At 61.0% G+C, this 20,492-nt stretch carries 26 protein-coding genes and 1 pseudogene; 26 read left to right on the top strand and 1 reads right to left on the bottom strand.

What is annotated here, in order from left to right; genetic code table 11:
- The 19 genes and pseudogenes from QNM96_RS22535 to QNM96_RS22445 all read left to right on the top strand — a co-directional run.
- Positions 1 to 1,228: pseudogene (locus QNM96_RS22535) on the top strand (hypothetical protein); the annotation flags it as partial.
- Between the two features lie 75 nt (positions 1,229 to 1,303).
- Positions 1,304 to 1,549: a MarR family transcriptional regulator gene (locus QNM96_RS22530; RefSeq protein ID WP_283839056.1), complete on the top strand. Its 246-nt coding sequence runs from the start codon at positions 1,304 to 1,306 to the stop codon at positions 1,547 to 1,549.
- Positions 1,550 to 1,725: 176 nt separating this feature from the next.
- Entirely contained in the window at positions 1,726 to 2,262 is a 537-nt protein-coding gene (locus tag QNM96_RS22525) for a hypothetical protein (RefSeq protein ID WP_283839055.1), read from the top strand.
- Positions 2,263 to 2,345: 83 nt separating this feature from the next.
- Positions 2,346 to 2,594 carry a hypothetical protein gene (locus QNM96_RS22520; RefSeq protein ID WP_283839054.1) on the top strand — a complete coding sequence of 83 codons (249 nt, stop codon included), beginning with the start codon at positions 2,346 to 2,348 and terminating at the stop codon, positions 2,592 to 2,594.
- A 3-nt stretch (positions 2,595 to 2,597) separates the two neighbouring features.
- Positions 2,598 to 2,783 (top strand): hypothetical protein, encoded by a 186-nt coding sequence (locus QNM96_RS22515; RefSeq protein ID WP_283839053.1) that lies wholly within the window; start codon positions 2,598 to 2,600, stop codon positions 2,781 to 2,783.
- Positions 2,783 to 3,064, top strand: coding sequence for an HNH endonuclease (locus tag QNM96_RS22510; protein ID WP_283839052.1), 282 nt, complete (start codon positions 2,783 to 2,785; stop codon positions 3,062 to 3,064). Before QNM96_RS22515 ends, QNM96_RS22510 begins: the two co-directional genes overlap by 1 nt.
- Entirely contained in the window at positions 3,061 to 3,627 is a 567-nt protein-coding gene (locus tag QNM96_RS22505; RefSeq protein WP_283839051.1) for a hypothetical protein, read from the top strand. Before QNM96_RS22510 ends, QNM96_RS22505 begins: the two co-directional genes overlap by 4 nt.
- Positions 3,624 to 5,168 carry a hypothetical protein gene (locus tag QNM96_RS22500; RefSeq protein ID WP_283839050.1) on the top strand — a complete coding sequence of 515 codons (1,545 nt, stop codon included), beginning with the start codon at positions 3,624 to 3,626 and terminating at the stop codon, positions 5,166 to 5,168. The genes QNM96_RS22505 and QNM96_RS22500 overlap by 4 nt, the downstream gene beginning before the upstream one ends.
- Positions 5,169 to 5,174: 6 nt before the next feature.
- The gene (locus QNM96_RS22495) at positions 5,175 to 6,695 is read left to right on the top strand and encodes a phage portal protein (protein WP_283839049.1); all 1,521 of its coding nucleotides are present in this window, start codon (positions 5,175 to 5,177) and stop codon (positions 6,693 to 6,695) included.
- The gene (locus QNM96_RS22490) at positions 6,688 to 6,882 is read left to right on the top strand and encodes a hypothetical protein (protein ID WP_283839048.1); all 195 of its coding nucleotides are present in this window, start codon (positions 6,688 to 6,690) and stop codon (positions 6,880 to 6,882) included. The genes QNM96_RS22495 and QNM96_RS22490 overlap by 8 nt, the downstream gene beginning before the upstream one ends.
- A complete protein-coding gene (locus QNM96_RS22485) occupies positions 6,875 to 7,789 on the top strand; it encodes a hypothetical protein (RefSeq protein WP_283839047.1) in 915 nt (304 codons plus the stop codon). The genes QNM96_RS22490 and QNM96_RS22485 overlap by 8 nt, the downstream gene beginning before the upstream one ends.
- Before the next feature lie 2 nt (positions 7,790 to 7,791).
- The gene (locus QNM96_RS22480) at positions 7,792 to 9,294 is read left to right on the top strand and encodes a hypothetical protein (protein ID WP_283839046.1); all 1,503 of its coding nucleotides are present in this window, start codon (positions 7,792 to 7,794) and stop codon (positions 9,292 to 9,294) included.
- 1 nt (position 9,295) lies between these two features.
- A complete protein-coding gene (locus QNM96_RS22475; protein WP_283839045.1) occupies positions 9,296 to 9,757 on the top strand; it encodes a hypothetical protein in 462 nt (153 codons plus the stop codon).
- Between the two features lie 7 nt (positions 9,758 to 9,764).
- Entirely contained in the window at positions 9,765 to 10,946 is a 1,182-nt protein-coding gene (locus QNM96_RS22470; RefSeq protein WP_283839044.1) for a hypothetical protein, read from the top strand.
- Between the two features lie 6 nt (positions 10,947 to 10,952).
- Positions 10,953 to 11,363, top strand: coding sequence for a hypothetical protein (locus tag QNM96_RS22465; protein WP_283839043.1), 411 nt, complete (start codon positions 10,953 to 10,955; stop codon positions 11,361 to 11,363).
- A 3-nt stretch (positions 11,364 to 11,366) separates the two neighbouring features.
- Positions 11,367 to 11,807 carry a hypothetical protein gene (locus QNM96_RS22460; protein ID WP_283839042.1) on the top strand — a complete coding sequence of 147 codons (441 nt, stop codon included), beginning with the start codon at positions 11,367 to 11,369 and terminating at the stop codon, positions 11,805 to 11,807.
- A gap of 6 nt (positions 11,808 to 11,813) precedes the next feature.
- On the top strand, positions 11,814 to 12,230 hold the full coding sequence (locus QNM96_RS22455; protein ID WP_283839041.1) for a hypothetical protein: 417 nt from the start codon (positions 11,814 to 11,816) through the stop codon (positions 12,228 to 12,230).
- 1 nt (position 12,231) lies between these two features.
- On the top strand, positions 12,232 to 12,594 hold the full coding sequence (locus tag QNM96_RS22450; protein ID WP_283839040.1) for a hypothetical protein: 363 nt from the start codon (positions 12,232 to 12,234) through the stop codon (positions 12,592 to 12,594).
- Positions 12,591 to 13,061 (top strand): hypothetical protein, encoded by a 471-nt coding sequence (locus QNM96_RS22445; RefSeq protein ID WP_283839039.1) that lies wholly within the window; start codon positions 12,591 to 12,593, stop codon positions 13,059 to 13,061. Before QNM96_RS22450 ends, QNM96_RS22445 begins: the two co-directional genes overlap by 4 nt.
- Before the next feature lie 32 nt (positions 13,062 to 13,093).
- On the opposite strand, the gene QNM96_RS22440 is transcribed toward QNM96_RS22445, so the two are convergent.
- The gene (locus tag QNM96_RS22440) at positions 13,094 to 13,264 is read right to left on the bottom strand and encodes a hypothetical protein (protein WP_283839038.1); all 171 of its coding nucleotides are present in this window, start codon (positions 13,262 to 13,264) and stop codon (positions 13,094 to 13,096) included.
- A gap of 18 nt (positions 13,265 to 13,282) precedes the next feature.
- On the opposite strand from QNM96_RS22440, the gene QNM96_RS22435 reads away from it, so the two are divergent.
- The 7 genes from QNM96_RS22435 (at position 13,283) to QNM96_RS22405 (ending at position 20,400) form a co-directional block, all read left to right on the top strand.
- Positions 13,283 to 13,813, top strand: a complete 531-nt coding sequence (locus QNM96_RS22435; protein WP_283839037.1) for a hypothetical protein — start codon at positions 13,283 to 13,285, stop codon at positions 13,811 to 13,813.
- 3 nt (positions 13,814 to 13,816) lie between these two features.
- Positions 13,817 to 14,254 (top strand): hypothetical protein, encoded by a 438-nt coding sequence (locus tag QNM96_RS22430; protein ID WP_283839036.1) that lies wholly within the window; start codon positions 13,817 to 13,819, stop codon positions 14,252 to 14,254.
- 171 nt (positions 14,255 to 14,425) lie between these two features.
- Entirely contained in the window at positions 14,426 to 16,264 is a 1,839-nt protein-coding gene (locus tag QNM96_RS22425; protein ID WP_283839035.1) for a hypothetical protein, read from the top strand.
- A gap of 2 nt (positions 16,265 to 16,266) precedes the next feature.
- Positions 16,267 to 16,821: a hypothetical protein gene (locus tag QNM96_RS22420; RefSeq protein WP_283839034.1), complete on the top strand. Its 555-nt coding sequence runs from the start codon at positions 16,267 to 16,269 to the stop codon at positions 16,819 to 16,821.
- Positions 16,814 to 18,019 carry a hypothetical protein gene (locus QNM96_RS22415; RefSeq protein ID WP_283839033.1) on the top strand — a complete coding sequence of 402 codons (1,206 nt, stop codon included), beginning with the start codon at positions 16,814 to 16,816 and terminating at the stop codon, positions 18,017 to 18,019. The genes QNM96_RS22420 and QNM96_RS22415 overlap by 8 nt, the downstream gene beginning before the upstream one ends.
- Positions 18,016 to 18,441, top strand: a complete 426-nt coding sequence (locus tag QNM96_RS22410) for a hypothetical protein (RefSeq protein WP_283839032.1) — start codon at positions 18,016 to 18,018, stop codon at positions 18,439 to 18,441. The genes QNM96_RS22415 and QNM96_RS22410 overlap by 4 nt, the downstream gene beginning before the upstream one ends.
- Positions 18,442 to 20,400, top strand: coding sequence for a hypothetical protein (locus QNM96_RS22405; RefSeq protein WP_283839031.1), 1,959 nt, complete (start codon positions 18,442 to 18,444; stop codon positions 20,398 to 20,400).
- The last annotated feature ends 92 nt before the right edge of the window (positions 20,401 to 20,492 follow it).

The following is a 20,492-nucleotide window of genomic DNA, read 5'->3' as shown; positions in this document are numbered from 1 at the left end:
TGATGACGACGAGTGGAACCGCGAATGGGTCTCGATCGTCCTCGACGAGAGCAACGACGTTCGGTCAGTTCGGACCGTTCCCGACTTCGGCGCTGCTCGGTCGATCGTGGGATTAGACGCCCACCCTGCGACCCCACTCTGGCAGGCGAACACCGTGCCCTGGATCAAGACCACCGATGTCCTCGAGCCAAAGCAACGCCAGCTGTGGCGACGCTACGAGCGTGGCCTTCGAGTCGTTCAGGTCGGTGACGCGACCCGCCCGCTGTCGGGCGACAAGGCCCTCGAGTGGCTCAACGAGGACAAACTCGAGGTTCTCTTAGAGCATCTCGTCGACGAGTACGGTGCTCAGTTCCGGACGGCGATCACGACCGCCCAGGTCGAAGACCGACTCGCGGAGCTCATGGACGAAGCTGGCGTCGACGTCAAACGCGACGAATACGGCGACGCGAAGAACCTGATGCACTTCGGGGCCGAGAAATCGCGGAACGACTTTGCGAACGAGTCGGTCGGCCTCGTCAACGGTTGCATGGACCCCGGCGACGACTACGTCTTGGACCTGCTTGCCGAACTCGACCTCGAGGCTGAAGTCGAGACCGCCGTCACCAACGACGGAGAAGAGAAGCGTGCCAAAGGCCGTGGCTTCGAGGGCGACGACGCCGAGACAGCCCAGGAGATCCTCGCCTCGGTCCGCGAGAACCACATTGCCCAGTCCGCCGGTCGGTACGCTCGCTCCCCTGACGATCCCGACGTGACGGCTACGGTGTTCGTTCGAACCGACGCTGTCCCCGCTGGGTTCGCCGACGTCCAAACCCCTGGTGTCGAGTGGGTGTTTACCGACCTCCAGGAGGAGATCGTCAACGAACTCCGCTCGAGTGCGAACTCGAAGACGGCGAGGGAGATCGCCGACTCGGTCGGGTGTACGAAAGAGCACGTCCGCCAGACGCTCGAGCGACTCGCCGATAACGAGTTCGGTGAGCCAGCGGTTCACCTCTCGGAGGGGGCAGGAACCCACGGAGCAACGCTCTACAGCGAGTCTGGGCTCCCATCCGTCGGTTTCGTAGACATTCAGGAATCGCCAACTAACCCCTACGGGGACTCTAGTAGGTGGGCGTTGGCGATCCGCGACCCCTATGCAGGGGGTGACGCCGATCACGGGCTGACTAACACGGATAGTGGCGACACTACCGCAGTCTGGGATTGGCGTTCACCGCCTGATGTTGGTGACTGACTCCCCAAACCGATGTCTCGAGGGCTCGATCGCCCGCTTTCGATCAGCCGCGGCACTCTCCACGATACAAAGCCCATGAGCCTCCCCGACACCTCACCCGACGTCGACGACCTGCCGTGGAGCGCGAAGCACCTCCTCTACGTTCTCGAGGAGGCCGGGGGATCGATCCGTCGCGACGAGCTCCAGGACCGAACCGAGATGCCACCCCGGACACTCGATCGAGCACTCACCCGGCTTGAGGATGTCGACGTCGTTCGACGCGATCGCGATAACGACGATGACCTCCGTTTTGTTCGCGTCGAAATTGCTGAAAGATCGTGAGCGTCCAGAAACCAAGCGGCTCAGACAGACGTCCGCCAGATCGGCGCACGCGCGTACCCTTATCAACTCACCTGACCTTCACGAAAGTAACACAATCGCTATAGGGGCGTCGAGTCGGCGACCCGCGTCGCTGGCGATGATTCCGTCCGCCCTACAGCGATGCTTTTCTCGAGACTATGAGTACGACCAGTCCCACTTCCGACGACGATCATGTATCACCAGCGAACGCGTTCGACCGCCTGGTTTGGCACAACCCTCGCGTCTGTAACGGCTGCTTTGAGCACGTGAAAGAGCTCGAGGAACACACCTTCAGCGGCGGGATCACCGATCACGACGTCCACGACCAGTCCCGAACGCCGCAGGCGACCCTTGAACAGGACGAACGGATCGTCGATACCGTCCCCGCGGAGAGCGTCGACGGCGGATCGCGACCAGGTCAGCAACGCGCGGCAGTCCCACGAACGACCTGCCGAAGCTGTTCACGCATCGGATGCTGGGCTGACGACACGACGCTCACGAAGATCCAGGCCCTCCGACTCATCGGTCCCCTCGCTCATCGGCTTCGCGAACAGGGGCTCGAGTTCGACAAGTCAGTACTCCGACGGTCGATCCGGAAGTTCAAGGAAATCGAAGCGGTCCAGGGCTACGACACTGAGATCTTCCGCCGGAGTGTCAAACTCGCGGTGCTCCGAGCTGCTCCTACCGAGTACTGAGAAATGCCATGTCTGTCAAACCGAATACCGATGAGCCGCTGTACCGCGCGAAAATCGAACTCGTTTGCCTGGGGAGGACGCTAATGCCTGATGAAGAATCACTCGATCGGACCGTTGCGACGCTGATTCTCTTTGGCGTCTGGGCGACGATCGTCGTCGCGCCGATGTTCACGGCGGCCGACCCACCGCCGTGGGAACTCCAACTCGGGACGACCGCCGTCGTGTTCCTGGTTATCGGTCGGATGTGGGACCTCGAGGTCGAACGCGTTCTCGACGGGATCACGATCTCGACCGACGGCGGCCAGCCTCGAGACGACGATCGTGAGGACTAACCAATGGGCTATACTGCAGACTGCGACGGATGTGGATCGGCGTGCCACCCAGCGCCGGCGCTGCTCTGTCAGTTCTCACCCGAGTTCTTTCGGACATCGTCGCTCGGTGGACATCTCGCTGATATGGGATTCGACGAAGGCGACACCGTCACGCTCTGCGGAGATTGCACGCTGGAGGTGCTCGAGTGATGGACGACCGTCAACCCGGCCGCGATCTCTATTGGCGCGATCGCGACGGATCGGCCTACCGCTGTCCCGGGTGCGGTCGTCCACGCGACGCCGTCGACGGAATCGAACTTCACCATCGGGATCGCCGGCGGAACAACAACGATCCGGACAACCTGATCGGACTCTGTCGGGACTGCCACCAGGACGGCGAGCACGGGAACCGGCGACTCCCCTCCCGCCTCGAGGCGCCGGCGCCGCGTGACGTCGACGCGCCGAAGCCAGCGACCGGAGGCCCATCATGAGCCAGGATCTTCCGACGATCGACGACGTCGACGAGGACGAGCTAGTCGGTGAGTTGAGCGACGACGTCCCGAAGATCGCGGCGGACGAAAAGTGCCGAGGGAAGCGGACGGAAAAGCGCGACGATGAATCGGTGTTCGTCGGCTACTGTGGTGCTCGAGCTGGCAAGGGAACCGAAGACGGTGTCGGCGACGGTCGCCGGTGCAATCATCACGGCGGTGGTAACTCCGGTGATAACGGCCAAGGGGCTACCGAAGGGAACGACAATGCGGTCGATCACGGCGGGTACCGGAAGCACTTCACGCGTCACCTGACCGACGGCGAGCAGGAGGCGTTCGACGAGGCCAGACGCGCGCTCGGTGATCCCAAGGATGCGAAACAGGTTGCCCAGACGGCAGCCAGCCTCTGTTTGATTCAGTACGATCGAACCGGTGACGAACGGTTCATGCGTCGCTACGAATCGATCTGCGACAAAGCGGGCATTTTCCCGAACGAAGAGATCGACGTCAACCACGGTGGGTCGATCGATCTCTGGAAGAGTTCAGCTGAGGACGATAGCCAATGAGCGTCACCACACCCGACTACGTTCGCGACCACCTACCCGAGAACTACACTGGTCGCGAAAAGTACTGGCAGGCTGCCGAGGACTGGTTCGGGATCACGCTGTCCCCGGAGCAGCGGGAGATCCTCGAGCATGTCGCCGAGAATCAGTACACCCACCTCGAGGGTGGCAACGGTTTCGGGAAGACCTTCGGGATCGTCGCGCTCGCGTTGACGTTCAACCGCCGCCACTACCCCTCGAGCGTCGTCGTGACGTCAGGGACCTACGGGAAGCTGAAGCGGACCTTCTGCGCCGACGCGGAGGAACTGCACAGGTCGTCCCCCTTCAACGAGCAGACGCCGTACTGGCCAGCGGCGACCTGGAAGTGGTCACCGAACCCGCACATCGACGTCGACGGTGAACCGACGTGGCAATTCGAGGTCATCAGCCCCGAGGATCCCGGCGAGCTCGAGGGCGTCCACAACGACCACGTCCTGGTTATCGTCGACGAGGCCGACAAGAAGGACGTCGACCTGGACACGCTCGATTCGATGGACTCGCTGATCTCCGACGACAACGACCGCATGGTCGTCATCTCGAACCCGCCCGAAGACGAGACGAACGCGGTCGCGAACATGGGGGAGGTCGGGATCGAACCGGAGAAGCTGACCTACTCGACGTTCGACTCGCACAACGTCCAGGTCGAGCTCGACCGTCGCGATGGCGAGTGGATCCCCGGCCTCACTGGCCTGAAAAAGCTCAAGAAAAAGTGGGAAGCGCTCAACGGCGAGTCCTGGCCCGGCTACGAAGACGCTCGAGCGATGTCCACCCGTGGGACCGAGGCGTTCCGCAAGGATCTGGCCTCGCGATGGTATCGCCGCTTCGCTGGGATCATGCCACCGGCCGGCGCCGCGAAGAACCGGCCATTCGATCTCGACCTCGTTAAAGCCGGTTACGTCGAACGCGGGCAAGATCTCGAGGCTGGCGCTCGGCGTGGGACCGGGATCGACGTCGCCCGCAGCGGCGACCGGACCGTCCAGATCGACGAGCTTGAGCACGCCCTCGAGGTCGCCTACTCCGAACCCGGCACCGATCACCGCGTTCAGTTCAATCGGATGTGGGAACTCCTCGACCAGGAGCCCGATGCGATGATCTCGATCGACGCCGTCGGCGAAGGGAGCGGCAAGGCCGACGATACCGCCGCACGGTATCCCAAAGTCGATCGGTTCAAGTCCGGGGCCAAAGCGGCCCAACCGCAGGAGTACAAGGACCGATGGACTGAGGGCCTATGCGAGCTCGGGAACTGGCTCGATCGGGGTGGAGAGTTCTCGGATACTCGGCTTCGGAAGGAGCTGAAGATCGCCGCTCGGGAGATCACCCTCGAGGAGCGCTACATCAAGAATCGGGAGGATCAGGTCTATGTTGCCGATCCGAAGTCGAAGGTCAAAGCCCGACTTGGCCACTCGCCGGATCACCTCGACGCGGCCATTCAGGCTGTCATCGCGGCAGAAGGGCTGATCCCCGACGACGAGGACGACAAACTCGATTCGCTCCCCTGGAGGTAGCTTTTTATGACAGATACAGATGCTGACCCTGACGCCTCGAGCACCGAGAGCGACGACCAGGACGTCACCGCGAACGCACAGGAGACGGTGACGGCCTCGAGTATGATGCGTGCGAGTGTCGCCAGTGTACTCGGTCACTCAACCCAGGACCGGGATATCTTCGATACGTTCGACTGGACCCGCCGCCCGACAGTCGACCAGTTCTACGCACTCTACCGAACGCACCCCTTCGCCGGGCCGATCGTCGACCGACCGGCATTCACGACGTGGCGCGACGAACCGATTATCGTCGATAAACCCGACGACGAAACCGACTTCGAGCAGGATGTCGAGCGACTGTTCCGCAACCTACGGCTGCCGTCGAAAATGGAACGGGTCGACCGACTCGCAGGGATCGGCCGCTACGGACTCTCGGTGTTCGTCACGACCGACTGTCTCGACGAGGACGGCACCGTCGACGAAGACAAGTTGGCCGAGCCGATCGATCCGATGCAGTTCACCGCGGACGGCCTCGACAACGTCGTCCAGCACAAGCTGTTCTCGGAGATGTCCGTCGACGCGGTTCAGTGGGGCACCGAGGAACACGCTGGCGAGGGTCGGTGGGGGCTTCCCGTTCGCTACTCGATCGACTTCTCGAGCGAGGGGGATACCGACAACTCACAGACCGATCGCATCTGGAAGGTGCATCACTCACGAACAGTGGCGGTCCCCGCCGGGCGTCGGTTAGACCACGACTTTTTCGCGCCGCCCCGCCTCGAGGGGTCGTTCAACATCCTCCGCGATATCCTGAAGGTGCTGGGTTCGGTCGCCGAGCTCGCGTACCGCGGCGCGGACAAGGGGTTGGCCGTCTCGCACGATCCCAACGACGTCGACGTCACGAGCGAGCAGTTCTGGGATCAACATGATGAGGAGGTTCAGGAGTGGTTCCAGGGCCTGAAACCCATCTTCGAGACGACCGGTGACATCACCGAACTCGGCGGACAGATCGCGGAGGTCTCGAACGTTTTCGAACCACAGCTGTCGGCACTCGCGACGGACACGGGCATTCCGAAGCGAGTGTTCGAAGGCGATCCCGCGGGCGCGCTCGCGAGCGCAGAGGAGGACACCCAGGCCTACTTCGGGCTGATCAAGGAACGCCGAACCGAGTACGCCTTCCCGCTGAACGCCAGGCCGCATATCATGTGGTTCGTCAATAACGGCCTGATTACCCCGCCGAACAACGGCGCGTTCGACATCGAAGGCGAGGCGCTGCGGGTACTCTCCGAGAGCGAGCAGGCCGACCTCGAGGCCAAGCGCGGCGAGGCGCTGCGGAACATCTCCGACGATCCGCTGCTCGACCTCGGTCGGCAGGTCGTCGTCGACTATATCCGCGAGGGCGAACTCCCCGACGAGATCGAGTCGGAGGCCGACATGGTCGAGGAACTCGAGGACCAGGACGCGGTCGGGGCGAACGCCCGCAGCGTCGATGAGATCACGGCCGGTTACGAGGCTGCTGCCGATGGCGGCCAGGAGGTGGATGATGACTGACCCTGGCGAATTGGTGAACAAACCTCACGCACGCCTTCTGGCCCGAATGCTTGACGCGGCGACTGGTTGGGATGACGACGACATGCCTGATGAGGTCGTGCTACTTGCGACACAAGCTGGCGTCAACGAGGTGACGCTCCGGAAGGCGGCTGAACTTTCGGATTGTTGTGAGGTGAACGATGAGTAGTCTCCACCCAGCCCCCGAGCGTCACGACGCTGGCTGTGGCTGTCACGCCTGTAACCTCACCGGCGTCTCGGCCAACGAGTACGCTATCGAAGGGTCGGGTCGGGAGGATCCCACCCACACGACGACGGACGTTCGCGAGCTATCGCGATGGATCCGCGGCCGGATCGGCGAGGTGGACGCTGCCGTTCGCGAGAAGATCCTCGAGGACGATGCCTTCGGGATGGACGGCAGCGCATTCTCAGAGTGGTCGGGTCTTTCCGACGCCGAGAAGGCCCAGCGGTTCTCCGACTGGCTCGACGACGAAACCGAGTCGACAGTGTTCACGTCGGAGTTCGAGGACAAAGCCGAGCGACACCTCGAACACGCGGTCGAGCGCGGCGCGACCGACGCCCATCGCGAGCTCCGGGAACACGGCGTCGACATCGGTGACGCCGAGGAGACGCTCGCCCAGGACAACGTCCAGGGGGCGATCGGTCTCGGCGTCGTCGCGATGGCCGGTCGGATCCGCGACGAGATGGACGACTTCCGTGGCGATGCCCGGCAGATCGTCACCGACGGCGGGCTCGAGGTCTCCCGTTCCCAACTTGTCTCAGATATCGTCGAACGCGGCGAGGTCTACAAGTCCAACGCAACGGAGGATGTCGCCGCGGAGGTCGTCAACCAGTACAACACGACGGGCCAGCTCTCGAGCTACGAACGGGTTCCCGAGGATGTCGAGGTCGAGCTCAACGTCGAGCCGGAGTTCGTCACCGCTGGCGACGACCGCGTCTGCGAGCAGTGCCAGGAACTCGCCCAGCGTGACTGGACACTCGAGCAGGCTCAGAACTTCCACATCCCGAATGACACGCATCCGTACTGCCGGTGTCGATGGGAAGTGACCGACGTCCGCACTCTGGAGGATCTGTAATCATGACGAGATACATCACGGCGAACGGTGAAGCGGTCAAAATCATTGAGGAGACGCGGGACGGCGACCGCCATCTGGTCGCGAAGAACGTCCCGATCGTCAAGCCGATGGACCTCAACACGGGCTACGTTCCCGAGGCTTCCATCGAGCAGAGCACCGGAATCGAGAACACCCACGGAACGACCGGATGGAGCGGAACGACCCCGACGGTCAACCACCCACGCAACCATCCCTCGTTTTCGTGGCACGACCCTGCCCGCCCGAGTGACGATGTCGTCCTCGCCGCGAACGAAGACGTCCAGGAGACGCTTGGTGTCGGTGATGTCGAGAACGATCACTTCGACGGTGAGTACGTCCGCGCCGATATCGCGGTCAACGCCGATCGCGCCGAAGAGATGGGCGGCGAGGCGGCGGACATCGTCGACGCACTCGAGTCGGACGGCCCGCTCGAGGTTTCCTCGCAGTACCTCCACGCCGAACTTCCACCCGGCGAGTACGACGGCGAGTACCGCGACGATCCGAAGGCGATCGCCGCGCCGGACTCGGTCGCGCTGATCCCGAACGGCAAGGGCGTCTGCTCGATCGACGATGGCTGCGGGATCGCGCCGGGCGTGACGGCGAACGTGGCTGACTACGCTGACGTCGTCGGGAACACGGCGATCGCTGGTACCGATGACCCCGGTAACGCGGGCGAGGGCCAGCGGACGATGGGAACCGGATCACAGATGGCTGGCGTCCGACAACTTCTCGGCAGCCTTTCGTCGCTGCTGGGATCGGCCGCTGGCCCGACGACCGATCGGACGACGAAGTCGCAGACCGCGGAGACTCCAGACGCCGATCCCCGTGGTGGCGACGATTCAGATGGCGAATCAGAATCTGACGAGTCGGCGGAATCCGACACGGACAGCAATACGACAGCGAACACATCTATGAAAGACAACAAGCGAGAGGAGCTGATCCGCTTCATCACTGCCAACAGCGATCTCAACGAGGACTCGCTCGAGCACATGGGCGACACCTGCCTCGAGAACACGCACGAGATGGTCGTCGCGAACGCTTCCGACGATGGCTCCGATGGATCGGATGCCGATGGTGGCGACGACGATGGTACAGACGACGATGACGACCCCGGTGCCGATGACGGCAATGGGGACGCCGACGACACGAACGGTGATGCCGACGGCCTCGATGCGGTCATGAACCGTCTCGACGATCTCGAGAGCCGAATGGTCACCGAAGACTCGATCGACCAACACGTCGAGGCGACCGCCAACCAACTCGAGAAGGAAGAGCGCGCCGAGCGGATCGTCGCGAACTCCGCCGAGTACGGTGAGGGCGACGCCGACTGGATCGCCGATCTCCCCGAGAAGGAACTCGACCGTAAGGAGAACGCCATCAACGCCAGCGGCGGCCTCCCCGCCTCGAGTGGCGGCTCGATCCCCGCGACCGGTAACGCCGACGGCGACGTCGACACTGACGACATGCCGGACCTGGAGGTGTACTGAGATGTCCCGAAGTCGTAAGGTCGGCAGCCGACGCGAGATTGGTTCGGCGATCGAACGGAGATACCGCCTCGACGAAGATGCGACGGTCACGCCGGGGATGCTCCTCGAGATCACCGGCGTCGACGACGACGGCGTCCCGCTCGTCGCCTCCCAAAGTGGCGACGGTGAGAACGTCGCCGTCCGGATCGCGATCGAGAAGAAGACCGGGAGCAAGCAGCCACGCGAAGAGCCGAAGGACGTCGACCAAACTGAGGCCGGCGACGAGGTCCGCGCCTACGTTCTCCGACCTGGCGAGGGCGACGAGAACGGCCTCGCCGGCGGCGCGATCACCGCGGGGGAGCCAGTCGTGTCGAACGGCGACGGAACGTTCGCCGAGCACGTCGACGAAGACGAGGGGGCCAAACTGGCGGTCGCCCTCGAGGACGCAACGGCTGACGACCGATTCGAATACGAGGTGATTTAAAATGGCAATGGCAGGCATCACGGCGAACCGAACCGTCCCCGACAGCGAGAACGACTCGCTGACGGGACTCCAGAAACGCATCCTCTTCGAGAACCGCGCGGAGCAGAAGGACCAACTCCAGCAGCGGATGTACCAGAAGTCCCTCCAGGCGGCCAAGCAGGAGTACGGCCCCGAGGGCGTCGAACAGCAGAAGGCACTCTGGCAGGCCGCCGCGAACGGCCTCCAGAAGGGCTACCGGAAGGGCGCGATGGGCGGCATCTCTGCGAACGCCCAGCGCCTCGACTACGACGAGTGGGAAGACCGTGACGATCTCCAGGTCACCGAGGCCCGGATCGCGAAGACCGCTGTCGAGGACCTGATCGACGCTGGCCTCGACCGCGACGTCTCGCCCGCACGTCTCGTCAGCCTCTACCAGGTCCGGTCGGACGCCTACGACGCCGAGCGCGGCATGAACCTCCGCTCGCAGGGCAACGACGATCAGCCGGTCAAGTTCCGCGAAGGCGTCGCACTCCCCTACGACTACGTTGACTGGGAGATCGACGAACGCGAGCTCATGAACTCGCAGAACTTCGGCGAGGACGCCGAGGCCGAAGGGGCCGAAGAGGCCGGCGAGGAACTCGCCGACTCGATGGAAGACCTCGTCTTCCGCGGCTGGAACACGGAACTCGAGATTCAGGGCGGCCTCTACTCCGTCGACGGCTACCTGACGACCGACTACAAGCTCGAGGAGTCCGGCTTCGGCCCGTGGTCCGAAGCGTCGAACGTCGTCGAAACCATCCAGGATCTCCAAGAGGAACTCAACGCACAGACCGAGGACCGCGACCGCGGCTACAACCCGCAGCAGGAGGGTGTCTGGTTCTACTACCCAACCGCGCAGTGGGGCAACCTCACCCTCCAGCCCGACCCGCAGGGCGATGGGAACATGAACCTGCTCCAGCGGCTTCAGCAGGACTTCCCGTGGATCGACTTCCGCATGAGCGGGGCGCTCGACCCCGACGAGTGCGTGATGGTCGTCCAGAACAACGACGTCGTCGACCTCGCGGACGGGCAGTCGCCGACGACCATGTCCGGCGAGATCGACATGGGGCTGGCGACGAAGTACAAGCACCTCGGGATGCGCGTCCCGCGCATCAAGGCAACGTACGACAACATCTTCGGGATCGCCGTCGGCACCGGCATCGACGGGTGATCCTGAATGACGACCTACCGCTGGACGTCCTCAACACGACTCAAACGCCACGATACTGGCGAGACGATCGCGCCCGGTGAGGTCTTCGAACCGACCGACTCGGAAATCCGCGCGTACGGGAACCAGATCGAAGCGATCGAAGACGTCGAAGCGGAAGACACGACGGCCCGAGAACAGGCCGTCGAAGAGAACTTCGGTGAGGAGCCAGAGTCCGGCATCGATCCAGAGCTAAAAGACGTTGGATTCGACGAAGACGCTTGGTTCGACGACCACGACGGCTACCAGGACCGCGTCGCGACTGTCGAGAGCGGCGACGTCGACAAGATTCTCGACGACATCGAGGCAGTCGAGCGATCGGAGAAGGTGATCGAGGCCGTCGAAGCGCGTCGAGAGGGACTCGAGAACGGCGAGGACTGATCGATGAGTAACGACTACCGCACCGAAGTCGAGCACGTCCGCCTTGAGCTCGAGTCCGAGACGTTCCCGATCGACGAACTCTCGGATACGCAAGTCGAGATCGTCGGCATCGAACCGGCGCATCTCGACGTCGAGGAACTGCTAGCCGATACGGGGATGTCCGACGACCGACTCGCGCTGATCGAACGCTACCTCGCCGGCCACCATCTCCAGGCGTCGGGAGTGGATGAGATCCGCGAAGTCGATAGCGAAACGCAATCGGATGGCTCGTCGACGCAATTCGCCCAGCCCGACGATCGCGACGGCGGCTACGACGAAACCACACTCGGGCGGAAGGCGATCTCGAAGGACACGTCGAAGACACTCGAGAATATCGACAAACCGCCCGCCGTGATCCGAACACCGGATGCTCGCGGCCCGAAGCGCTCGCGAAGCCTGCGCTAACTCATTATGCCACGACTACGACCGACGCACCGCCTGACTGCCAAGAGGTTCGGCACTGTCGAGTGCGGCGGGGACGGCGACTGCCCCGACGGCACCGAGTGCGAGAACGGCGTCTGCATCGACGGCTACGGCCAGCCCGTCGAAGACGATTACACCGTCGTCGACGATCGCCCCGTCCGCTACCACAGCGATGGCACCGAGCTCACGCGAACCGAAGCCGGCGAGGACGTCATCGACAATCCGGCGGTCGTCGGGCGAGCCGAACTCTTGACCGAGCTGCAGGCTGGCGATAGCGTCACACTCAAACCGATCACCGACGGCTACCAGACCTACGACGATCTCGAGATAACCGGTTCACCGCTGCCAGCGTACGGACGCCGGTCGCGACCAACCGCGGCGCACATCGAACTGGAGACTGCCTAAGATGCACACTGATTTTGAGTGGACGTCCGATGTGACGCCCGCGACACAGGTCGAGTGGTTCCGATCGATGGAGCCGCGCCTTGAGTCGGCGATGGAACGCCACGGCGCCGTCGCCGGCGTCGAAGTCCTTGGGACGATCACCGAGAACGCCCCGAAAGATACCGGTCTTCTGTCCGCCACGATGGACGTCGAAGTCGAGCAGGTCGACGAATCGACGGTCATCATCATGTGGGGCAACGACGAGGCGGAGTACGCGGGTATTGTCGAGTTCACCCAACCGTTCCTCGCTCCGTCGATCCGCGAGGAAAAGGGCACACTCCGCGAAGCACTGGAAGCGATCCACAATGAGGTGATGGAACAGTGAGCGATGGTCGACCGCGTATTCGCGAACTCCGCGGTGAGATTCTCACTCGGCTCGCGACCAACGATCAGCTGGGTGACCTCCTCGAGCAGGCCGAGGGCGTCGACGACGCCGACGGCGTGATCGTCCCGGCAATGGTCGCGCGGACCTGGCACGAAGATGACGGCGCGCCGGACCCTCCGGACGTCGTCGTTCACGTGATGGTCCGAACAGAAACTGAAGAGCCGCACAACCTGCGAACGGAGGCCAGCTTCAACGTTCAGATCGGCTTCGAGTACCGCCCTCGAGTCGGACGCCAGCAGTTGACCACGTGGCCCGACGAGGTCCTCGACGCGATCGCGTCGGTCGGCAACCAGCGCGTCGGGGGTTGGTATTGGGACGGTGAAACCGGCGGCACGGACCCGACGTTCGATGATACAATCAATCGGTTCGTCGCCGGCAAGACGTTCGAGATTCGGCGGCGGGCGTAACGAGGTGACTGACGATTTCGTACAAATGGACCTCAACGAAACCGCGAGTAAGGCATAGCACCGGCGAACGAATCCGACCGGGTGAACACTTCGAATCGACCGATCACGAGTTCCGCGCGTTCGGTGACAAAATCGAGCGCCTCGAGGAATGCGACGAAGTCAAAGACGACGGCGAGGTCTGCGGTCGGGATCTCCCATGCCAATATCACAGCTAACACATTATGAGTATTACAGAAACCAACGACAACGAAGTCGAAGGGTCATGCGTCGCTGTCATGCACGTCGACGACAGCGGCACCGACCCTGAACGAACAGTTCTGGCACTCGCCACGAAAGATGACCTCTCCGTCCCGATCGATGAGGACAATGAGGACTACAACCCCGGAAGCCAGCGCCGAACGCGGCGGTACCGAACGAACAACACGGTCGACCTCGAGGTCCAGACGGCGATCGCACCCGAGCTCGAAGCGCTCGAACTGGTTGGAATTGCTGACGAGGAAGGCAAAGTCACGTTCGCGAAGAGCGATCGTGAGATCCTCGAAGAAGACGACGAGTACGTCGAACTAGCGTACTTCGACCACCAACCCGACTTCGAGAGTGTCGACGTCGTCGAAGACTCGGAGTTACTGAGTCGATTCGCCGATCTCGAGTTGACATCGCCCGAGTTCGATCCAAGCGAGACGCCGGTTCAGGTCTCTTGGACATGGTGGGTTGAGGGTGGCTACTGGATCAACTGGGCTCCGGAGGCGTAATCCATGACGACAGCAACAGTGTCCAACCCATCGGCTGCGAACGAAGCACTCGAGGCGCGTTCCCAACAGCAACAGGAGCGCCGCGAAGAGCTTCGGGAGGCCGCGTCACTTCAGGACCGGCTGGAACGCCAGCTGGCAGAGGAGTCGATCGACGTCCCGATCGGCGACGAGACGATTCCGTTCCGGCCGTTCAACCGTGAGGCCTCGCAATTCGCGTCGCTTTGTCAGGAACACCTCGAGAACATCGACGAGGAGAACATCGAAGCGGAATTCGACGACGCCCTCGATCGGATGTACGCCGTCGCCGCGGAGTTCAGTAAACCAGAGTTCGCGGACATGAGCTGGTGGGAACAGCAGTTCTCAATTCCACGAATGATTGCCATCCTCACGTTCGTCAACACCGAGGGCAAGCCGCTCGAGCAAGGTGAGACAAAAAAGTAGCACAGTCTCCGATCGGCCAGGAGATTGGGGAGATCTGCTCGCTCCAGGACTGGACGCTCGAGGAGTGGGCCCGCCGCGACGAGCAAGTTCAGCGCTGGTGGATTTTCTGGTACCGCAAACAGCGCGAGACGATGAACGAACGACAGAAACAGATTCGGAGTCAGTTCTAACATGACATTTGAACACCTCACGAGCCGGATGTCACTCGACGCGAGTGACTACTCCTCCGGGGCCGACGAAGCCGCTGACGCAAGTGAGGATGTCTCCGGAGCGACCGGCGAGATGTCCGAGTCTCTGTTCGACGTCGAACCTGCCGGTGTCGCGGCCGGTGGTGCGCTGGCCGGTCTCGGAACGGCTGCGCAAGGCATCCTCGACGATACGCGAGAAACGCGCGAAAGTCTCGACCGAACAGCCCAGACGCTGGACATCACCAGTGAAGAAGCCCGTGGCCTCGCGACGAGCATGTCCGATGCGACGTTCCCCCTCGAGGACGTCACCGAGTCGATGGACAACCTCTCGGGGATGGTCGAGACCCCCGAGCGGATGGAAGAGGTCGCCCTTGCGGCAGACAACGTTGCTGACGCAACAGATACGAGTGCATCGTCGATTACAAATGATCTTGCGCCAGCAGTAAACGCACTCGATGGCGATCTCGACACGATCGTCGAGAATCAAGACGCGTTCACGCTCGCCGCCCGCGAGACGAACATGTCGATCGAGGACATCGGCAACACGCTCTCGAAACTCGACTTCGCACAACTCGAGGAGATGGGTCTCCAGTCCGACGAGGTCGCAGGTCTCATGTCACAGTTCGCAGATGAGACAGGCTACAGTGGCCGACAGCTCGAGTCGAACTTCAACTCCGCCGTCGAGGAGGCAGACGGCGATCTCGAGGCATTGACCGACGAACTCGGCCTTGGCGAGGATGCTATCGACGACTGGAACCAGCAGGTCGAGGACGCCGAAGGAATCACCGACGATCACGCGGACGCGGTGAGTGAGAATACGTCGACGATGGACGAACTTCGGTCCGGGTTCGAAGACGCCAAACTCGCGGCATCGGGGTATCTCGGACCGCTCGAGTCCCTCATGCCCGCCGCCCAGGCGGCTGGGATCGCGATGATGGGCATGTCGACGATCAACTTCTCTGCGGTTGCACCATCGTTCGCCGCGGTCTCGACGGCGGCGGCACCGATCACGGCGGTTGTCCTCGGCCTTGCCGCCGCTGTCACAGCGGCGTACGTGATCTGGGAACGCGATCTCGGTGGCATTCAGGACCGAACGGAAACTGCAAGGGATGTCGTGACCGGAGCAATCGGCGGAGTTGTTGACTTCGTCGGCGACGCGTTCGAGACGATCGACTACATCCTCACAGACTGGGACCCAGCCGAGACCGTCGACAACGCGACCGATGAGGTGCTCGACATCTTCTATAATTGGCACCCGGCCGGTATCGTCTGGGACAAACGCGACGAGATCATGGAAGCGATCCCGACCGCAACTGACGTTCGCGAACAGATGGGCGATATCGTCGGCGAGATGGGCGACACAGCGGGCGGGTTTCTCAGTGATAGCTGGAACGCTGTGATCCCCTCGGAGGTCGGCGTCGATCCGGTTACGCTTCCAACCGTCGACGTCGACGCTGGCCCACTCGGGTCGACGACTGTCGGTGGCCAGACAGTGTTCGACGGCGTGTCGTTCGACCTTCCGCAATTGGCGACTGGTGGCCGAATCACCGGAGACGGTGTCTTCCGCGGCGGTGAAGAGGGCGACGAACTCGTTTTGAACGCCGATCAGACTGCCGACGTCGACAAAGGAGAGGTCGATCTCGGTGGCGGGTCGGGTGAGATCGTCCAACGGTTGGAACAGATTCTCGTGGAGATCCGCGCCCTCAGCGGGCCGCAGGAGATCGAAGGCACGCTTAATCTGGACGGCTGGGAGGGAGACGTCCGCGGCGTCGTCCAGGATGAGAACCGACGAGATGCGCGCAGAAATAGAGCCCAGAACTAATTATGGAACGAGTACCGTGGTATATCGACGGTATCCCGGTCAACGGGATCGAAGGCCAGCCGACCTACGCTCGCGGCGAGCAGGAAACGCTCGAGGTTCTCATCACCGACGAGTTCGAACACGAACCGTGGACGGTAGGCGGTGTCTGGGGTGGCGAGGACGGCACACTCTGGGGTGAGACGCTCGGTGGGACGTGGGGCGACGAAGACCTTGTCGGCCGTGTCACTCGGTATACGCGGCTTCGCGAGTACCTTGAGTACGCTGGCGAAGGCTCATCGTACCAACTCATCGGCGGTTCGGCGGCGGTGCACGAAAACCCGCTCGACGAGTGGCCAGTCGACTCGCACATCGTTCCGATCGAACCTGGCGAGAACATCTGGTACAACCCAGGCATGTGGGCGTTGATCACTGGCGGGTCGGACGAGACGACGAATGTCAGTAAGGACAGCGTTTTTCGACTGAACTTTGAGATAACGATGTTAGCGAAACTGCACGAATACGAAGACCGAGAGGAATTGCTCGACGACCTCAGCCCAGTGGTGGTGCAATATGAGTGAACGGTTTACCATCGAACTCGGAGACGCAACGCACGCCGTGGATTACAACCAGTTGACCGCACTATTGCACGGCTACGGTCACGTCGACGGATTCGAGTACGGGCTCGTCGGCGGGACCGACCTCGAGTTTGATGGTGGCGAAGCGTTCGTCGACGGGTCAGTCGTCGAGGCCGACGCGCAAACGCTCGAGTTCGGCGAGGAGATCGATCCGGCTGGCGAGCTCCCGCGAAAGGACGTCATCGTTGTTGATGGGAACGGCGATCTCGTTGTCGAGACTGGAACCGAAAACGAACAGGTCGGTGGCTCCCGTCGGGGGGCTCGGCATCCGAGTCCGTTCCCGCTGGTTGATCTGGCGGGAACACCGATCGCCGAGGTCTGGGTCGACAAGTACGTGACTGAACTCGAGGACGACGACATCACTGATCGGCGGTTAACCTCCGAGTTGGACATCCATACGTTCTCGGCTGTGACTGGAGCGTTCGAAGAGGCTACCGTTTCGAGTGTTCCGGAGAATGACCAGGACGTCGTACGGAAGGCCGAGGCCGACGCGTTGAGTAATGATCTCGAGTCAGCGGTCAGCTCGCTCGAGGAGGGCAAGGCTGACGATCCACACTCACTTGGGGGAGATAGTCACGACTCGGACACGCTCGAGAACTTGAACTCGAAGGTTTCAGATGCGATGCTCGACGGCGAGGGCTCGAGTCGACCGCCAGAGAACCATGCTGAGGATCATCAGGCCGGAGGGGGTGACGAGTTAGATGCGGGAAATCTCTCTGGTGAGTCCGGTGAGCAAGATCAACTACTCGCTACCGATGGCAACTCTACGTTCTGGTCCACGCCAACAGGCGGTCTATTCACAGGATCAGAAGACAACACACTTTCAGATATCTCATTATATGAAGTTCACGCAAATGATGATTATTTAGAGGTGGTTGACATATCTGGAGAAGGGATCCTGATGGGTGGTCTAGGAGTAGAGCTGATGGCAAGCGACACACATGTGAATGTAGAGATTATTGTTGATGGTCAAACGACGGTGTTTGAAGGTCCAGTGGCGGATTACAATACTACCGATTCATTCGCATTCGTCGCTGTTCCTACACTTTATTTTGAGAATGAATTAATTGTGAATATGGCTGGTTCCGGTGAAACTGCGGCGAACGGGATGATGGCAACGTGTTACATTAAACACATATGATAATAATATACAGCGAAAATGACGGTAGTATAGTTAGGAAGATAACAGGAGGATTATACCCGAAAAGGCAGAGAATAAAAGATGGGCAGAAGGCGATATCTGATGAGGCTATCTGTGAGGGTATATCTAAATTCACTGTTGTAGATGAATTGGATTTTGATTCGGGGATGAAAATCGATACGTCATCAAATCCGCCTGAATTGGTTGACGATCCGGAATATGATCCGGTTGAAACGAACATGGTTGATAGGGCAAAAATATCAGAAAGCACGAAAGAGGTAATAGATGTCTATCGAGACCAGGGGGACATCCAGTCACAGATTGATGTGATACTCGACATACTTGATGTGGTTGATTTGGACAGTTCGACCGCTCTTGCCGCCAATAAAACGGAAATCAAATCGAAAGACGCCTCTCAATAGATGCCATCCTACTCACTCGTTTTCGAGGCCGAGGATCCACTGCAAACACCGATCGGTGAGACCGACCACATTGCAATCGACGGCGTCGACCCAATCAACATCGAGCCGCGCCATTCGGCGATGGGAATCTGGTCGATCGACACGGCAGGAGTCACGGACGAACAAGCGCAGGCGGTTGAGCAGTTCGCAGCTGCAAAAGCGCGAACCAAGATCTACATCTCCGACGCTCACTACGAATACGACAACCTCGCTTTGACGCCAGGCCCGCTCCACAATACGAGCTACAATGAAGAAACTGGAGAACTCGGGCTCGAGGGAGAGGATGCGGCGTATTATTTACTTGCTGATAGCGACGACATCCACTACGAGAACGAAAGCGTCCCGAATGCACTTCGCGATTACTGGTCTCGAGTTGACGGCTTCGACGCACAGGTTGACGATCCCGAACCGAGGCTTATCGCCGAAGGCGTCCTTATCCAGAGCCCAATTGACGAGGAAAGCTTCGGGGAACTCATAGAGCTAGTCGACGGTGATGAAACCGATCTCGATACACAGCCTGTTGGCATTTCAGACGGGAACGAACACCTCCGAACATGCCGTGTCGTCGATCTCGGCGGGGACGTAAGTGGCGAGATGTATTCGGGTGGCGAAGCTGCAGACACGCCGCTCGATACAACCATCTCGTTCGATTATACAATCCCCGGAGAATATCTCGGAATCGCGGTCCGACAGGGGATCTATGAGGGTGCCGCTGATATTGCGATTACACTCGATGGGGAGACTGTCGTCGATCCGTTCGCCGTTGATTCCAACAGCGAGGTATCTTGGCAAGACCTATCGGCCTTCCACAATCTCGACGAATTCCAATCGGGTGTTTTGGGGATCCAAGACGTCGAGAATGCTGACGGCTCGTTCGTCGCGGACGTCGTCGCTGTTTTTGATACACGCAAACACGACGTCGACAATTTTGATAACGAAGTCCATGAAGCGAATGGGTATCTTAACCGGCCATGGGAGTATTCAACCGTCGAACTAACAACCGAAGACACGGATGCAGGGAGTCACATTGCGGACGCTGGGTTGTCCGTTGAAATGGATAATACGGACGAGGACCAGCGGATCCAGCTGTCGTTCGATGGTGGGGAAACGTGGCATCCAGATAACGGAAGCGAGGACAATACCGACTCGATCCGCGTTGAAAACGACGCCACTGCAACTGTCTCGGTGACGGCCCGGATCAGGCTCTCGGGCCACTCGCCTAATGGGGCTCGCGATGCGACGCCTCGGTTTGGATACGCTGGCCAGACGCTCGAGTCCTGGACCTTAGATGCCGATCTCTCCTCGCTGGGTGTCATCGAAGACGACCGTTTCGACGACGACCATCTGAGCAACCTTCAGGAACTCCATTCGCGTGGAGACTATCGATTCACGCTGATCCCCGACGAGAGCACGGAGGATACCCAAGTGCGCTCTTACCAGCGCGGGACGTGGGAGATCAACGGCCTAGTGTGGCACGCACTATCCCGTAATCGGAACCGGACTACAGAGGACTACTGGAACGTCGTCACAGTCAAGGGCCCGCGAGATGACGAGACTGGGGAACGACCAGTGACGACTCGAGAAGACGAAGACGAAATCGAACGCGTCGGCGAAGAGCTCAAGAAGACTGAAATCCGAAACGACCTGGACACGGAAGCCGATCGGGCAACGGTTGCGACTCAAGAGTTGCTCGAGGCCGTCGATGCGACCGATGTGACCGGCGAGATCGAGGCGGCCCCCACGCTGATCTTACCCGGACCGCGATACTACGTCGACGGATGGGGGTGGGTCGACCTCGAGGATGTCCGATTTTCGGACCAATACGGCGACGGGAACGTCCAGTTGACGTTCGATAAACGAGCGATGCTCGTGGATCGTTTGAGCTCCACGCAAAACGATCTGTCTCACGAGAAGCGCTGATCGCGACTCTCAATTTCTCTTTTCGGTTCTGTTCACGAGCGCTATCGAATGTTGCCACTGCTCGGTTGTGGGTTCGAAAGAAAGTGGAAATA

This window comes from Halostagnicola sp. A-GB9-2, assembly GCF_030068615.1.
GTDB lineage: Archaea > Halobacteriota > Halobacteria > Halobacteriales > Natrialbaceae > Halostagnicola.
This window is presented reverse-complemented; position numbering and strand designations above follow the sequence as displayed.

Excerpts from the sequence above, each read along its gene's own strand:
- QNM96_RS22530 (WP_283839056.1), top strand. The coding sequence starts at position 1,304 with ATGAGCCTCCCCGACACCTCACCCGACGTCGACGACCTGCCGTGGAGC.
- QNM96_RS22525 (WP_283839055.1), top strand. The coding sequence starts at position 1,726 with ATGAGTACGACCAGTCCCACTTCCGACGACGATCATGTATCACCAGCG.
- QNM96_RS22520 (WP_283839054.1), top strand. The coding sequence starts at position 2,346 with ATGCCTGATGAAGAATCACTCGATCGGACCGTTGCGACGCTGATTCTC.
- QNM96_RS22515 (WP_283839053.1), top strand. The coding sequence starts at position 2,598 with ATGGGCTATACTGCAGACTGCGACGGATGTGGATCGGCGTGCCACCCA.
- QNM96_RS22510 (WP_283839052.1), top strand. The coding sequence starts at position 2,783 with ATGGACGACCGTCAACCCGGCCGCGATCTCTATTGGCGCGATCGCGAC.
- QNM96_RS22505 (WP_283839051.1), top strand. The coding sequence starts at position 3,061 with ATGAGCCAGGATCTTCCGACGATCGACGACGTCGACGAGGACGAGCTA.
- QNM96_RS22500 (WP_283839050.1), top strand. The coding sequence starts at position 3,624 with ATGAGCGTCACCACACCCGACTACGTTCGCGACCACCTACCCGAGAAC.
- QNM96_RS22495 (WP_283839049.1), top strand. The coding sequence starts at position 5,175 with ATGACAGATACAGATGCTGACCCTGACGCCTCGAGCACCGAGAGCGAC.
- QNM96_RS22490 (WP_283839048.1), top strand. The coding sequence starts at position 6,688 with ATGACTGACCCTGGCGAATTGGTGAACAAACCTCACGCACGCCTTCTG.
- QNM96_RS22485 (WP_283839047.1), top strand. The coding sequence starts at position 6,875 with ATGAGTAGTCTCCACCCAGCCCCCGAGCGTCACGACGCTGGCTGTGGC.
- QNM96_RS22480 (WP_283839046.1), top strand. The coding sequence starts at position 7,792 with ATGACGAGATACATCACGGCGAACGGTGAAGCGGTCAAAATCATTGAG.
- QNM96_RS22475 (WP_283839045.1), top strand. The coding sequence starts at position 9,296 with ATGTCCCGAAGTCGTAAGGTCGGCAGCCGACGCGAGATTGGTTCGGCG.
- QNM96_RS22470 (WP_283839044.1), top strand. The coding sequence starts at position 9,765 with ATGGCAGGCATCACGGCGAACCGAACCGTCCCCGACAGCGAGAACGAC.
- QNM96_RS22465 (WP_283839043.1), top strand. The coding sequence starts at position 10,953 with ATGACGACCTACCGCTGGACGTCCTCAACACGACTCAAACGCCACGAT.
- QNM96_RS22460 (WP_283839042.1), top strand. The coding sequence starts at position 11,367 with ATGAGTAACGACTACCGCACCGAAGTCGAGCACGTCCGCCTTGAGCTC.
- QNM96_RS22455 (WP_283839041.1), top strand. The coding sequence starts at position 11,814 with ATGCCACGACTACGACCGACGCACCGCCTGACTGCCAAGAGGTTCGGC.
- QNM96_RS22450 (WP_283839040.1), top strand. The coding sequence starts at position 12,232 with ATGCACACTGATTTTGAGTGGACGTCCGATGTGACGCCCGCGACACAG.
- QNM96_RS22435 (WP_283839037.1), top strand. The coding sequence starts at position 13,283 with ATGAGTATTACAGAAACCAACGACAACGAAGTCGAAGGGTCATGCGTC.
- QNM96_RS22430 (WP_283839036.1), top strand. The coding sequence starts at position 13,817 with ATGACGACAGCAACAGTGTCCAACCCATCGGCTGCGAACGAAGCACTC.
- QNM96_RS22425 (WP_283839035.1), top strand. The coding sequence starts at position 14,426 with ATGACATTTGAACACCTCACGAGCCGGATGTCACTCGACGCGAGTGAC.
- QNM96_RS22420 (WP_283839034.1), top strand. The coding sequence starts at position 16,267 with ATGGAACGAGTACCGTGGTATATCGACGGTATCCCGGTCAACGGGATC.
- QNM96_RS22415 (WP_283839033.1), top strand. The coding sequence starts at position 16,814 with ATGAGTGAACGGTTTACCATCGAACTCGGAGACGCAACGCACGCCGTG.
- QNM96_RS22410 (WP_283839032.1), top strand. The coding sequence starts at position 18,016 with ATGATAATAATATACAGCGAAAATGACGGTAGTATAGTTAGGAAGATA.
- QNM96_RS22405 (WP_283839031.1), top strand. The coding sequence starts at position 18,442 with ATGCCATCCTACTCACTCGTTTTCGAGGCCGAGGATCCACTGCAAACA.